Origin of the sequence: Paenibacillus sp. FSL F4-0236 (genome assembly GCF_038000135.1) — a bacterium.
GTDB lineage: Bacteria > Bacillota > Bacilli > Paenibacillales > Paenibacillaceae > Paenibacillus_AQ.
This window is the reverse complement of record NZ_JBBOBK010000001.1, coordinates 3,277,508-3,291,869: the sequence shown is the minus strand read 5'-3', so window position 1 is coordinate 3,291,869 and position 14,362 is coordinate 3,277,508. Positions and strand designations below refer to the sequence as shown.

At 45.5% G+C, this 14,362-nt stretch carries 13 protein-coding genes; 12 read left to right on the top strand and 1 reads right to left on the bottom strand.

Annotated features, from left to right (window positions below; all coding sequences use genetic code 11):
* Positions 1–5: 5 nt before the first annotated feature.
* The 9 genes from def (at position 6) to spoVM (ending at position 9,074) form a co-directional block, all read left to right on the top strand.
* The gene (gene def, locus NSQ29_RS14995) at positions 6–491 is read left to right on the top strand and encodes a peptide deformylase (RefSeq protein WP_042126884.1); all 486 of its coding nucleotides are present in this window, start codon (positions 6–8) and stop codon (positions 489–491) included.
* A gap of 4 nt (positions 492–495) precedes the next feature.
* Complete coding sequence (fmt, locus tag NSQ29_RS14990) at positions 496–1,431, top strand: methionyl-tRNA formyltransferase (protein ID WP_339802989.1); 936 nt, start codon at positions 496–498, stop codon at positions 1,429–1,431.
* A 77-nt stretch (positions 1,432–1,508) separates the two neighbouring features.
* The gene (gene rsmB, locus NSQ29_RS14985) at positions 1,509–2,903 is read left to right on the top strand and encodes a 16S rRNA (cytosine(967)-C(5))-methyltransferase RsmB (protein WP_341126772.1); all 1,395 of its coding nucleotides are present in this window, start codon (positions 1,509–1,511) and stop codon (positions 2,901–2,903) included.
* 151 nt (positions 2,904–3,054) lie between these two features.
* The gene (gene rlmN / locus NSQ29_RS14980; protein WP_042187390.1) at positions 3,055–4,095 is read left to right on the top strand and encodes a 23S rRNA (adenine(2503)-C(2))-methyltransferase RlmN; all 1,041 of its coding nucleotides are present in this window, start codon (positions 3,055–3,057) and stop codon (positions 4,093–4,095) included.
* A 6-nt stretch (positions 4,096–4,101) separates the two neighbouring features.
* The gene (locus tag NSQ29_RS14975) at positions 4,102–4,875 is read left to right on the top strand and encodes a Stp1/IreP family PP2C-type Ser/Thr phosphatase (protein ID WP_094868546.1); all 774 of its coding nucleotides are present in this window, start codon (positions 4,102–4,104) and stop codon (positions 4,873–4,875) included.
* On the top strand, positions 4,875–7,142 hold the full coding sequence (pknB, locus tag NSQ29_RS14970; RefSeq protein ID WP_341125464.1) for a Stk1 family PASTA domain-containing Ser/Thr kinase: 2,268 nt from the start codon (positions 4,875–4,877) through the stop codon (positions 7,140–7,142). Before NSQ29_RS14975 ends, pknB begins: the two co-directional genes overlap by 1 nt.
* Positions 7,143–7,242: 100 nt before the next feature.
* Complete coding sequence (gene rsgA, locus NSQ29_RS14965; RefSeq protein ID WP_042187397.1) at positions 7,243–8,148, top strand: ribosome small subunit-dependent GTPase A; 906 nt, start codon at positions 7,243–7,245, stop codon at positions 8,146–8,148.
* 3 nt (positions 8,149–8,151) lie between these two features.
* On the top strand, positions 8,152–8,817 hold the full coding sequence (gene rpe / locus NSQ29_RS14960) for a ribulose-phosphate 3-epimerase (RefSeq protein WP_076282910.1): 666 nt from the start codon (positions 8,152–8,154) through the stop codon (positions 8,815–8,817).
* A 176-nt stretch (positions 8,818–8,993) separates the two neighbouring features.
* Positions 8,994–9,074: a stage V sporulation protein SpoVM gene (gene spoVM, locus NSQ29_RS14955; protein ID WP_020431362.1), complete on the top strand. Its 81-nt coding sequence runs from the start codon at positions 8,994–8,996 to the stop codon at positions 9,072–9,074.
* A gap of 108 nt (positions 9,075–9,182) precedes the next feature.
* Here the strand turns inward: spoVM and rpmB are convergent, their stop codons facing one another.
* Positions 9,183–9,371: a 50S ribosomal protein L28 gene (rpmB, locus tag NSQ29_RS14950; protein ID WP_036686205.1), complete on the bottom strand. Its 189-nt coding sequence runs from the start codon at positions 9,369–9,371 to the stop codon at positions 9,183–9,185.
* Between the two features lie 191 nt (positions 9,372–9,562).
* Between rpmB and NSQ29_RS14945 the strand changes: the two genes are divergently transcribed.
* The 3 genes from NSQ29_RS14945 (at position 9,563) to recG (ending at position 14,356) form a co-directional block, all read left to right on the top strand.
* Positions 9,563–11,347: a DAK2 domain-containing protein gene (locus NSQ29_RS14945; RefSeq protein WP_341125463.1), complete on the top strand. Its 1,785-nt coding sequence runs from the start codon at positions 9,563–9,565 to the stop codon at positions 11,345–11,347.
* 84 nt (positions 11,348–11,431) lie between these two features.
* The gene (locus tag NSQ29_RS14940; protein WP_076282908.1) at positions 11,432–12,295 is read left to right on the top strand and encodes a DegV family protein; all 864 of its coding nucleotides are present in this window, start codon (positions 11,432–11,434) and stop codon (positions 12,293–12,295) included.
* A gap of 9 nt (positions 12,296–12,304) precedes the next feature.
* Positions 12,305–14,356 (top strand): ATP-dependent DNA helicase RecG, encoded by a 2,052-nt coding sequence (recG, locus tag NSQ29_RS14935; protein ID WP_341125462.1) that lies wholly within the window; start codon positions 12,305–12,307, stop codon positions 14,354–14,356.
* Positions 14,357–14,362: the final 6 nt, after the last annotated feature.

Below are 14,362 nucleotides of genomic sequence, written 5' to 3'. Positions count from 1 at the left end.
TTTTAATGGCGATACGTATGATCGTTAAGGAACCGGATGAAGTGTTGCACAAAATAGCAAAAGAAGTAACTGTAGTTACACCTAATGTTAAAAAATTGTTAGATGATATGGCTGATACGATGTATGACGCTGAAGGTGTAGGGCTGGCAGCTCCACAAGTTGGTATTTTGAAGCGCCTAATTGTGGTGGATGCAGATGAAGAGCACGGGCTGATCAAAATGATTAATCCGGAAATCATCGGTACAGAAGGGGAGCAGCTAGGACCTGAAGGATGTCTTAGTATTCCCGGATTGAATGGTGATGTACGCCGTGCAGAGACAGTAACCGTGCGTGGTCTTAACCGTGAAGGAAAAGAAATTACCATTACCGGCAGTGGTTTACTTGCTCGGGCTTTTCAACATGAGATTGACCATCTGAACGGAGTACTGTTTACCGATATCGCTGAAAAAGTATACGAGATGACAGCTGAACGCAATGAGACTGAGGAGTGAGGATATGAAGATTGTATTCATGGGAACCCCAGCCTTTGCGGTACCAAGCTTGCAAATGCTGATGGATGAAGGTTATGAAGTTGTAGCAGTCGTCACCCAACCAGATCGACCGCAAGGACGTAAAAAGATCTTGGCTCCTTCACCAGTTAAAGAAGCCGCATTATCTCTCGGTTTACCTGTGCTCCAGCCTGAACGGATGCGCAAACCTGAGGCTGTCGCAGAGCTAGCTGCATATGAGCCTGACCTGATTGTTACAGCGGCTTATGGTCAAATTTTGCCTAAAGCTGTATTGGATTTGCCGCGTAATGGTTGTGTGAATGTTCATGGTTCACTACTTCCTAAATACCGGGGTGGCGCACCGATTCAACGTAGTATCATTAACGGTGAGAAGGTTACCGGCGTTACCTTGATGTATATGGCTGAAGGACTTGACACTGGAGATATGATCTCGCGCGTCGAGGTGGCTATCGAGGATGAGGATACTTCCGGCACGATGTTCGAGAAGCTTAGCCTTGCTGGACGTGATCTCTTGAAGTCTGAAATGCCGCGATTAGTAAACGGCCTTGTTCAAGCTTCTCCGCAAGACGACAGTCAAGCGACCTTTGCTCCTAACCTAAATCGTGAGGATGAGCGTTTGGATTGGAACGCTGGCTCACGTGATAACTATAATCGAATTCGTGGATTAGTACCTTTTTCCGGTGCGTTTACGCTTTGGAATGGAGAGACCTTCAAAGTATGGGCTTCAAAAATTCCTGCTGAGCAGAAATCAACTGATAGTGCGCCAGGAACGGTACTTTCGGTCACTGAACATGGTGTCGAGGTTAAGACAGGAGACGGAAGTCTGCTGCTAACTACGGTTCAACCTGCTGGTAAGAAAGCGATGAGTGCTGCGGATTTTAGTCGTGGCGGTGTTATGAAACCAGGGACGGTGCTAGGTTGAGCGCGGGCGGTAACGGTGCGGGCCGATCAGGAGTGAGTCATAGCTCTGGCAATAAAAATAGTAACGATCATAAAGCAGTGAGTGGTAAAAAGGGCAGTAGCGGAAATAAAGGTAAAGCTGCTACAGCTTCTGCCCGCGATATCACTCTTGATATCCTGGTTAAAGTCGAACAACAAGGGGCTTATAGCAACTTATTGCTGAACAGCAGTCTGCAGAAGTCTGCACTCAGCAGAGAAGATGCTGGACTAGTTACAGAGCTTGTCTATGGTACCATCTCTCGGATGAATACACTTGATTATGTGCTCGAGGAATTTGTTAGCAAAGGGATCGCTAAGTTGCAGCCTTGGGTGCGTAATTTACTGCGTCTAAGCTTATATCAAATTATGTACCTGGATCGCATACCATCTCATGCAGCTGTAAACGAGGCTGTTAATATAGCTAAGAAAAAGGGCCATCAAGGAATTTCGGGCATGGTTAATGGCGTGCTTCGTAGTGTGCTGCGCGCTGGAAATCTGCCGATAATACCTGATGGATTGGGTCCTGCGAAACGGATATCTATTCAGTATTCCCATCCTATATGGTTAGTGAAGCGCTGGATTACGGAGTATGGTGTTGACACTGCGGAAGCTATTTGCGCTGCTAACAATGAGCCACCCGCTGTCAGTGTACGCGTAAATACTACGATGATTAGCCGTGAAGCCCTATTGAGTCAGATGATTGAACAAGGTCTGCAAGCTTCTGCTTCTGAAGTAAGTCCTTATGGTATTGTTGTAAAAGGCGGAGGTAATCTGGCTCTTTCATCCTGGTACCGGGATGGATATCTATCTGTTCAGGATGAAAGCTCCATGCTTGTAGCTGAAGCTGTTGCACCTGAGCCTGGAATGAGAGTGCTTGATTGCTGCGCCGCGCCTGGGGGCAAAACGGCCCACATGGGCGAGTTGATGAAAGATGAAGGATCTATTTTCGCTAACGATCTGCATCCACATAAAGCTAAGCTTATCTCGGATCAAGCTGCACGGTTAGGTCTCGAAAGCGTAGTAACAGGCAGTGCAGATGCACTGGAGCTGGAGCATACCTTAGAGCATCATTCCTTCGATAGAATTCTTTTGGACGCGCCTTGCTCTGGGCTTGGTGTAATCCGCCGTAAGCCAGATCTCAAATGGCGTAAGCAGCCTGAGGATGTTGTAAGTGTAGCATCACTGCAGGGTCAGCTGCTGCAGTCGGTTTCTAAACTGTTGAAACCGGGTGGTGTTCTGGTTTATAGTACCTGTACGACTGAACAAACGGAAAATAGTGAGGTTGTAGCTGCCTTTTTGGAGCAAAATCCTGATTTCACTTCTATAACATTTGCTTCCCCGCTGTGGGGGAGATTGGAAGGTACTGCGCTGGCTGTTGGTGAGGGGATTCAGTTATTGCCACATCATTATGGCAGTGATGGGTTCTATATCTCCAAGCTTCAAAGAGTCTTGTAATATAGCAAATTTACTGACAATCGTTGTATCTTCCGCCCGCCGGGCTAACGTACGGCGGGCTATTTCTTTTACCGTCTCTGAAATTTGTGTTAAAATAGGAAGAATGAGAAATAATACGCATATCCTTATGAAAGAACAGGTGCTAATAATAATGAAACCTTTAATATATGATTTTTCTTTAGAAGAGTTACAGCAGTGGGCGAAAGATAACGGTGAGCCTGCTTTTCGTGGTGGACAGATTTTTGACTGGTTGTATGTAAAACGTGTAAGTGACTTCGAATCCATGAGCAATTTGTCTAAAGGACTTCGTCAGAAACTGAACGAGCAATTCTCCATTGCAGCGCTCACTGAGATTACTAAAATGGAATCGAAAGATGGAACAGTAAAATTCCTGTTTGGATTGCATGATGATCATGCGATCGAGACAGTTATCATGAAACATAATTATGGAAATAGCGTTTGTGTAACAACTCAAGTAGGCTGCCGAATCGGCTGTACTTTCTGCGCCTCTACGCTTGGTGGATTGAAACGTGATTTGACAGCGGGTGAAATTGTAGCTCAGGTTGTACGCTCTCAACAGATCTTGGATGAGCGGGGTGAACGTGTCAGCAGTATTGTTATCATGGGTACTGGTGAGCCGTTTGAGAACTATGATGCAACAATGAGATTCTTACGTCTTATGATTCATGAGAAAGGTTTAAATATCGGACAACGGCATATTACTGTTTCCACTAGCGGGATTGTGCCGAGCATTTATAAATTTGCAGAAGAAGATACACAAATAAATTTGGCGATTTCGATTCATGCACCTAACGACAAACTGCGTTCGAAGCTAATGCCAGTTAACCGCCGCTTTCCGTTTGATGATGTGATTGAATCTTTACGTTATTATCAAGCTAAGACGGGGCGACGGGTCAGCTTTGAGTATGCATTGATCGGCGGGGTGAATGATCAGCCGGAGCATGCTGAGGAATTAGCAGGTGTGCTTAAGAACATGCTATGCCACGTCAATTTGATTCCAGTAAACCACGTGCCAGAGCGGAAATATGTACGTACTTCACGCAATGATATCTTTGAGTTTCAACGTATTTTGGCTGACAACGGCGTGAATGTTACCATTCGCCGTGAGCAAGGCCATGATATCGCGGCCGCATGCGGACAGCTGCGTGCCAAACATATGGAGTTGGGGTGAGGATATTTGATCAGAACAGTTCATGCCAGCGATATTGGCCGAGTGCGCTCTGTCAATGAGGATTCGGTCTGGATCGGCGCGACGCGCCACGGTTATACACTCGGCATAATTGCCGATGGGATGGGTGGACATCAGGCTGGTGAAACCGCGAGCAGGCTTGCTTTGGAGACGATGAGGAATACCCTAGACGGGCTCCTGCCTGAGCTTCAGGACGAAGCACTGCGTGATGCGTTATCAGCTGCTATTTTGGAAGCTAACAGCACTGTCTTCAAGGAGGCTTCCAGCGACGATAAGTACCACAATATGGGTACTACTGTCGTTGCTGCCCTGATGAATGGTTCAAACGGATATATTGGCCATATCGGAGACAGCAGAGCCTATTTAATAAAGGACAGTGCAGCAGTTCAATTAACCGAAGATCACACGCTAGTCAATGAGCTGTTCAAGAACGGTCAGATCAGTGTGGAGGAATTAGATAATCATCCGAGACGAAATGTGCTGACGAGAGCACTTGGAACAGATGCTGAGGTGCTGGTTGATTTAGCCCCTGTTACCCTGCTACCTGGGGAACTTTTGCTTCTATGCAGTGATGGTTTAAGTAATTTTGTTAACAATGAGCATTTGGGCAAGGTAGCGGGAATACATGAGATACCGTTAGAGGAAAGAGCGGACCGCTTACTTCAGTTGGCACTGCTTGCTGGCGGCGGCGATAATATTAGCGTCGCTTTGTTAGAACATCATGGAGAGGCCGCTGTGCCCGAAACAAAGGAGTGGGATTGATGATCGGTCACGAACTGGGCGGCCGTTACCAAGTCATCGAACGGATCGGCGGAGGTGGAATGGCGCTCGTCTATAGAGCACATGACATTCTTTTAAACCGAAACGTCGCCATCAAAGTATTGCGTAATCAATTTGTTCATGACGAGGAATTTATCCGCCGTTTTAGGCGTGAGGCGCAATCAGCTGCATCTTTGTCTCATCCGAATGTGGTTAGTATTTACGATGTAGGACAAGAAGACGAAATTCATTATATTGTCATGGAATATATTGAGGGCAAGAATCTTAATGAAATTATAAAAGAACGAGCACCATTACAGGTTGACGAGTCCGTAAGGATCGCTTCACAAATCTGTGATGCACTTGATCACGCTCATCAGAATCAAATTATTCATCGGGATATTAAACCACATAATATATTGATCGGGCGCAATGGCCGGGTGAAGGTAACGGATTTCGGTATTGCTCGTGCGGTAACATCTACTACCATTACTCAGACAGGCTCTGTAGTAGGTTCCGTTCATTATTTCTCACCAGAGCATGCCAAAGGTGTCTCAACAGGAGAGAAATCCGACCTGTATTCATTAGGGATTGTACTCTATCAAATGCTTACCGGAAGTCTTCCATTCTTAGGGGAGAGTCCGATTAGCGTAGCTCTAAAGCATCTGCAAGAAGAGTTTGAAGAGCCAAGGCTCATAAATCCACTTATTCCGCAAAGCGTTGAGAATGTAATTCTAAGATCGATGCGTAAAAATCCGGAAGAGCGTTATCAGTCTGCAAAGCAAATGCTGCAGGATTTAGAAACCTGCTTGTTGCCTGAGCGCCGTAGTGAAGCAAAAGTTCTTTTTAACGATGAGGAAGACGAGGATCGAACGCGGGTAATACCAGCGATTAAACCGATCCAAAGAAGCAATGGAAATCGTAATCATCGCCACGACCGGATGGATAATGATGAAGATGATGATGACGATCCGGTACCTGTGAAAAAAGGTAAAAAACAATGGACTAAACCTGCATTATGGATTGGTTTAACTTTAGTGTTACTGCTGGCTATGGCCAGTCTCGTGTGGTACGTTAAATCCCAATTAGTTGTTCCTGAGGTATCGGTTCCTTACGTGGTCGGTAAACAGCTGGAACAAGCGAAGACTGAACTTGAGGATTTGGGGCTTGAGGTTGCTGATCCTATACTGTATGACTACAGTCCGAATTTCGAAGAAAATGTGGTCATGAAGCAAAGTAGGGAAAAGGACGCCAAAGTGAAAAAGGGAGCCTCCCTAATACTAACTGTGAATACGGCGAAACCATTAACTAAGATGCCAGATGTAACGAATTACACTTTCGACGAAGCTGTTAAAGCGCTGATGGCAAAGGGTGTACCTCAAAATCAAATTAAGAATGAACCTCTCTTCGATGAAAATACGGCGGTGGGTAAGGTTGTAAAATCAGACCCAGCCTTTGACAGCGAGTTTGATCCTGAGACGGTTTCAATCACCCTCTACGTTAGTAAAGGAGAAGAAAGTGTCACGATGCCAGACCTCATCGGTAAGACGGAGAGTGAAGCTAAGGCGCTTTTGGAAGAATCCAAACTGGTCCTCGGAGATGTAAAGGAAGAATCCAGCTTCACAGTTGATGAAGGTAAGGTAACGAAAACTTGGGCTTATGAGAAAGGTACCTCTGTTCCACCTGGAACAGCGATTACGATTTACTTAAGTACAGGTTATCCACCTGAAGCCCTGAATTATACCTTTAATGTACCAGTAGCTCCTGCACAGGATGGAAAGAAGAGCAAGATTCGAATTGAGTTCGTTGATGCGCGCAATAATGGTGAAAAACAAGATTGGGGAACGCGTACCATTGGAAAGAGCCAAGTGCTGTCCGTTAATCTAGTGCTTGCTCCGAATAAAGATGGCTCTGTTATTGTTACCCGAGATGGTGTGCTTTTAGACACTTATGTGATTCCATATATTGATGCGAAGAATGGCACGGTGCAAGAACCTGAACCACCGACGGTTCCGACTCCGCAGCCGACTCAGACACCGATAGATCCTACACCTACTGCTGAACCGACCATTGAGCCTGAGATCCTGCCTCCAAGTTCAGACAACGAAGGGTCTACTAATACTGGATCAGTCAATCAGACGGGATTCCTTACTAACAATTCGGTGAATAATGAATCGACCAATAGTGGTAACAACAAGAACAGTAATAAAAATGATGACAAGCATAATAATAAAAACAAAGACAAATCTAAAGATAAAAGCGATAACTAATCAGGGCAGAAGTGCTTGAATAGTTGTGGCAGCGAAGTGACCCGGGGATGTTCAAACTTGGGTCATTTTCGCAAAATCAGGAGAGGAAGGCTCACTATGTATGCCTGAAGGAATAATAGTAAAGGCGTTAAGCGGATATTATTACGTAAAACCGCTTCGTGAAGGATTAATTGCAACAGAGGAAGTTTCAGTTCAATGCAGAGGCCGAGGCATACTTAAGAAAAAGGGGATCGCTCCTCTTGTAGGTGACCGCGTGATCTATATGCTGACTGAGCATGGTGAAGGGATGGTGGATGAGCTTCTCCCTAGAGAATCTGAGTTAATTCGTCCACCTGTAGCGAATGTAAGCCTTGCCGTTCTATTATTTTCTGTGCGGGAGCCTGATATGAACCTGAATCTATTGGACAAGTTCCTAGTTCATATTGAGCACTCGGGACTGGAACCCTTAATCGTTCTGACCAAACAGGATTTGGCTAATGATAATGGTGAAGCCACTAAGTATGTTAAAGAGCTCTATGAGGATATTGGTTATGAAGTGATGGTTACAAGCTCAATTACAGGAGCTGGCAGTGATGAACTAAGAGAGCGGCTTACTGGTGGTATTAGTGTATTTGCCGGACAATCTGGGGTAGGGAAGTCGACCTTATTGAATCGTATTGTGCCAGGACTTAAACTGGAGACAGGTGAGATCAGCTTACGTCTGGGCCGTGGTCGTCATACTACCCGCCATGTAGAATTGATGGATATTGGCGGGGGCGGATTTGTAGCGGATACCCCTGGTTTTAGTCAGCTTGATTTTCTTGAGCTTGGGGTTGAAGAGCTCTCTACTTGTTTCCGTGAATTTGCTAACTATGCTGGGGATTGTAAATTCCGTGGTTGTAGTCATCAGCATGAACCAGGCTGCCGAGTTATCGAGGCATGGAAAGCTGGGAATATCGCTGATAGCCGGTATGAACATTACAAATTATTTTTTAATGAAATGAAAGATAAAAAGCGGAGGTACTAAGTCATGATACGAATTGCACCATCTATATTGTCTGCCGATTTCGCAAGTTTAGGTTCAGAGGTTGCAGAAGCTGAGGTCAGTGGCGGGGATTGGATCCATGTGGATGTAATGGACGGGCATTTTGTGCCGAATATAACGCTTGGTCCACCAATCGTAAAAGCGGTCTCGTTACATACCAAGCTTCCACTAGACGTTCACTTAATGATTGAGTCTCCAGAACGTTATATTTCTGATTTTGCTGCCGCAGGCGCTAGTGTGATTACTGTCCACGCTGAGGCTTGCGTTCATTTACACCGTGTGGTGCATCAGATCAAGGAATTGGGTCTTAAGGCAGGAGTAGCTATTAATCCTGGCACTCCGGCATCAGCGGTGCGTGAGGTGCTTGAGGATGTGGATATGATTCTCGTGATGACCGTCAATCCTGGTTTTGGAGGTCAAGCATTCATTCCTAACACTTTGCGCAAAATTACTCAAATTAGAGAATGGGCGAATGAAGTCAATCCAGATCTACTTATTGAAGTCGATGGTGGTGTTTCGGAAGCTACAGCGCCATTGGTTGTCAGTGCAGGGGCGGATGTTTTAGTTGCAGGAAATGCAGTTTTTGGCCGGAGTGATCGTGCTGCAGCGATCCTTGAGATTCGAGAAGCAGCCGAAGCGGCACTTCGTTAAAAAAATAGGCTATTACGACTAAAGGTATAGGCCAAGTCCTCGACGCATAAATATGGTTACATGAGCAGAAATCTCATGTAGCCTTTTTTGTTTTGGCAGGGAGGACTGCAGTACGTTACCGTTAGAACAAGAAGAAAGTCTCCTGCGTACGGCATGAATTGATGGGAGGGTAAACCATGAAATTTTACACGTTTAAGCTGCCAAGGTTTTTGGGAGGTTTTGTTAAAGCGATTTTGAACACATTTCAGAAGAGTTGATCTTGGGCTTGGAACAGAAAAGAAAACATGAAAAAAAGCACCTTACAAATGTAAAGGGTGCTTTTTGCTTCATATGAGTGATCGCTCGGTCTTTAAAATTGCAAAAGACTAAACGCGTTCAACTTTACCGGCTTTCAAAGCACGGGTGCTGACGTACACGCGTTTTGGTTTACCGTTCACGAGGATACGGACCTTCTGAACGTTAACTCCCCAAGAACGACGGTTGCGGTTATTGGCGTGAGACACGTGGTTGCCGCTGCTCGGTTTCTTGCCTGTTACTGCACATTTGCGGGACATAGATTACACCTCCTTATTCCTAACACCTGCATAAAACAATACTTATCTATAATATCACAGCAAATTTTGCTACGTCAACCGATTCAAAAACATTTATTTCTTTTAATACTTATAGTACAATGTAAATTAGTGCATTATGTCCTGTTAATCATAGAATGATTAGGCATGAAGTTAGGAAGGGGAATTCTCAATTGAGTAAGCGTTCTATAAACGGAACAGATTTTACCGCTATGGTATTGGCTGGAGCGGATAAGCTGCAACAGCATGCAGAACACGTCAATTCCCTAAATGTTTTTCCGGTTCCAGATGGAGATACCGGAACTAACATGAATTTGACGATGACCGCAGGTTCGAATGAATTGAAGAAAAATAATACAACGTCTGTCGGTCAATGTGCAGGTGTACTCTCTAAGGGCTTGTTAATGGGCGCACGGGGGAACTCCGGAGTTATTTTATCTCAATTGTTCAGAGGCTTTAGCAGATCTGCAGCTCAACATGATGAGCTAAACACACAGCAATTTGCTGCTGCATTGCAAAGCGGAGTGGACGCAGCCTATAAAGCAGTTGTAAAGCCTGTAGAAGGAACTATTCTTACAGTGGCTAAAGAGGCTGCAAGACATGCTGTCTACTATGCTCGCCGAACTACAGATGTTACAGAGCTCATGACAGAGGTATTGGCCAAAGCAAAGGAAGCCTTAGCCTATACACCGGAACAATTGCCTGTCTTGAAGCAAGTCGGTGTCGTAGACTCTGGCGGTCAAGGACTGGTCTATATTTATGAAGGGTTTCACCAGCATCTGACGAGCGGAAGCTCCGGTGTGTCTGAACCTGTAAAAGGACAACCTCAGGCACCAGTCGTGCCAACACCGGTACCGGTGTTAAAGAAACCTGAAAGCGAACTGTCTTCTGTACAGTCTTCTGCGCAATCACAGCTTTCAACAGAGGACATAGAATTTCTATATGATATGGAGTTCTTCATTAATCGCCAGTTAGGCGGTAACGTGAGAACGGACTTTGATGAGGAAACCTTTAGGAAAGCGTTGTCAGTAAATGGAGATTCCATTATTGTAATTTCGGATGATGAAACCATTAAAGTGCATGTGCATTCCAAGGCTCCAGGTGAAGTTTTGAATCTGGCACTCCTCTATGGGGAAATTACGCAGATTCATATTCTCAATATGCGTGAGCAACACCGTGACTTGTTAACTGCAGGGATGGATATTGCACCTATGCCAGATGTTTTCGCGGATATGCCGGATGAGCAGAGCCGTGTACAATCAGCTCCAGCTGAACCACCAGCAGATGATTTGGCGCCTTACGGCTTCATCGCAGTATCATCAGGCGCTGGGATTGCAGATATTTTCAAAAGCCTCGGCGTGGATGTTGTCCTAGCTGGAGGTCAGACTATGAACCCTAGCACAGAGGATTTCGTGAACGCGATTTCTTCTATATCTGCGAAGCATGTATACATTCTGCCGAATAACTCCAATATTGTTCTTGCCGCTCAGCAAGCTAAAGATCTCTTGGAGGGCGAACGTGAGATTACGGTTATTCCAAGTAAAAGCATTCCTCAAGGAATCGCTGCAGCCTTTGCGTTCCAAGAAGAGGATTCTGTGGAGACTAATTCTGGGAACATGCTAGAAGCAATCTCACAGGTCAAGTCGGGACAAGTAACAAATGCTGTCCGTGATACAAGCTTTGATGATCTGGAGATTAAATCCGGGCAATTTATCGGAATTTCGAACTCCAAAATTGTCGCTGCCGCAGATGATCTGTTAGCTGCAAGTCAGGCGTTGCTGTCCAACATGCTTGAGAATGGCGATGAAATCGTTACGATCCTTATTGGAGCAGAAACTGATTCTGAGGTCACAGATTCCTTAAGCGAGTGGCTGGAAGAGACTTACCCGAATGTGGAAGTAGAGATTCATGAGGGTGGCCAACCCCTTTATTATTATCTTTTCTCCGTAGAGCCATAGGTAGATGCTGAGGGTTCTATAACAATTCAGGAGCAACTTGCTAATTACGTAGTTGGCAAAATTATAGTATGGGGGAGATAATCCATGAATCGTACCATTATCGTCACCGACAGCACATCTGATATCCCGCCAGCAATGGCGGAAGCGTATGGCATTGAGGTCGTCCCTTTGACCTTGATGTTCGGCGAAGAGGCTTTCCGGGACAATCTGGATATGACGCCGGAGCAGTTCTATGAGCGACTTCCCCGCTCGTCACAGTTGCCGACTACTTCTCAACCCTCACCGGTTGAATACATGAATGTGTATCGAGATATTTTGGAACGTTACCCGGGAAGTCCTATCCTTTCGTTTCATATTTCTTCTGGACTAAGCGGTACGTACCAATCAGCACTATTGGCTAAATCGATGTTGGAGGAAGAGGGAGAAGGGATCACTGTAGTAGATTCTCTCTCCGCTTCTTATGGTTTTGGATTTATGGTGGTGGAAGCCGCCAGATTGGCTGCTGAAGATAAGAGTCCCGAAGCGATTCTTGAAGCTGTAGAAAGTCTGCGCCAATCTCGTAAGCTTTACTTCTTGGTAGATACACTTGAATATTTACAAAAAGGCGGGAGAATCGGAAAGGCCTCGGCCATTCTGGGAACGCTTCTTAATATTAAGCCGATCCTGTCTATTGATGCAGAAGGAATAATATATGCGGTAGAGAAAGTTAGAGGCCGTAAGAAGGCTATTGCCCGTATGATTGAATTATTTAAGAAGGATATTCAAGGTGTAGACAAAATCAATGTGGCCGTGGGTCATACGGCTGAACCGGCTTCCGGTGAAGAGTTCCTGAAAGAGCTGTCAGGACATTTTACACTAGAAGAGAAAGTGCTGACGAACGTCGGCCCTGTCGTGGGCAGCCATGTCGGAAACGGTACGTTAGCTGTATTCATTTGGCCTGCAAAATGAGGGATGAATATGACACTGTCATTAAATCAAATTGAAGTAAAAAACATAACTGGCGTGAGTGCTCAAAAGCAAAGCGAGCTTCACGCCTTTGGCGTCTTTACAGTAAAGGATTTGTTAGAGTATTATCCGTTCCGTTATGAGGATTATCGCCCGCGCTCGCTGAGTGAAACCAAACATGGGGATAAAGTGACTACAGAGGCTAAAGTGATCGGTATCCCTGTACTGCAACGTTTTGGAGGCAAGTCACGACTTAGTTGTAAAATGGTTGCGGAGCCTTGGATGTTCACAGCTACATGGTTTAATCGTCATTACGTGCGTGAGCAACTTACTGTGGGAAGAGAAATTGTACTCACAGGTAAATGGGATCAGAAGCGAAATCAAATTACAGTGACGGATTTTGAATTCCCCGATCGTGGGGAAGGGAAGACAGGGACCCTACAGCCGGTATATTCCGTCGGTGGTAAGATCACGCAGTCGTGGATCAGGAAAAGTATTAATCAGGCGCTTCAGCAGTATGGAGATCTAATTCCTGAGATACTACCACATTCTATTATGCGGCAATATGATTTTATGCCCCGTAAACGGGCGATTGCTACCATTCATAGGCCAGAGGATACGCGTGAAGGGCAGCAGGGACGCCGCAGGATGGTGTATGAGGAGTTGTTTCTGTTCCAGTTGAAGATGCAGGCATTCCGGGTACTTAATCGCGGTAGGATGGATGGTGTAGTCCATACTGTAGATAACGCAACCGTGCGCCAGTTTGTTCGCAGCTTACCTTTTGAGCTTACAGATGCTCAGAAACGAGTGGAGCTGGAGATCTTACATGATCTGCGATCACCATATTGCATGAATCGACTGCTTCAAGGTGATGTGGGTTCCGGCAAAACGGTACTAGCTGCCGTCGCGCTTTTTGCCACCGTGCGATCTGGTTTTCAGGGTGCGCTTATGGTGCCCACTGAAATTTTAGCAGAGCAGCATATACGTTCACTTACGAAGATGTTTGAGCCGTTTGGAATTACGGTTGGTCTGTTAACAGGGAGCGTAACTGGACGGAAACGTAAAGAATTGTTAGCTTCACTACAAATGGGGATGCTCGATATTGTTGTAGGAACGCATGCATTGATTCAGGAGGATGTATTTTTCCGTGATCTGGGTCTTGTAGTTACGGACGAGCAGCATCGGTTTGGTGTAAACCAGCGAGGTGTATTGCGGCGTAAAGGATATAATCCGGATGTACTTACGATGACTGCAACACCTATTCCACGTACACTTGCGATCTCTGTTTTTGGAGATATGGATGTATCCACGCTGTCGGAAAGACCGAAAGGCCGAGTGCCAATAACTAGTTATTGGGTCAAGCATGATCTCATGGATCGTGTCCTGAATCTGATTAAGCGTGAAATAGAGCTGGGACGTCAGGCTTATCTGATCTGTCCGCTCATTGAAGAATCGGAGAAACTGGATGTACAGAATGCTATAGATTTACATATTCAGATGAGCCAAGCTTTTCCTAACTATAAAGTTGGGCTTTTGCATGGAAAGATGTCTCCAGCTGAAAAAGATGAAGTGATGCGAGCATTTTACAACAATGAACTGCAACTCTTAGTATCCACAACGGTTGTAGAGGTGGGTGTAGACGTTCCTAATGCCACGTTGATGATTATTATGGATGCAGACCGGTTCGGATTATCACAGCTGCACCAGCTTCGTGGACGGGTTGGTAGAGGTCAGCATGCCTCTTATTGTGTACTAGTGGCTGATCCGAAATCTGAAATCGGGCGTGAACGAATGACTGCTATGACGGACACCGATGATGGATTTGAGATTTCGCGGAGAGATTTGGAGCTGCGTGGTCCAGGTGATTTTTTTGGAACCAAGCAGAGTGGATTACCGGAGTTTCGCTTGGCGGATATGACGGCTGACTTTGAAGTGCTGGAGCAGGCGCGTGATGATGTGGCAGAGCTGCTTAAGGATGAGAAGTTCTGGACATCTCCTGAATATGCACCTCTTCGGCATTATTTACAAGGCGAGCAAATTTTCCAAGGGGAATTAATTGACTAAGTAGGC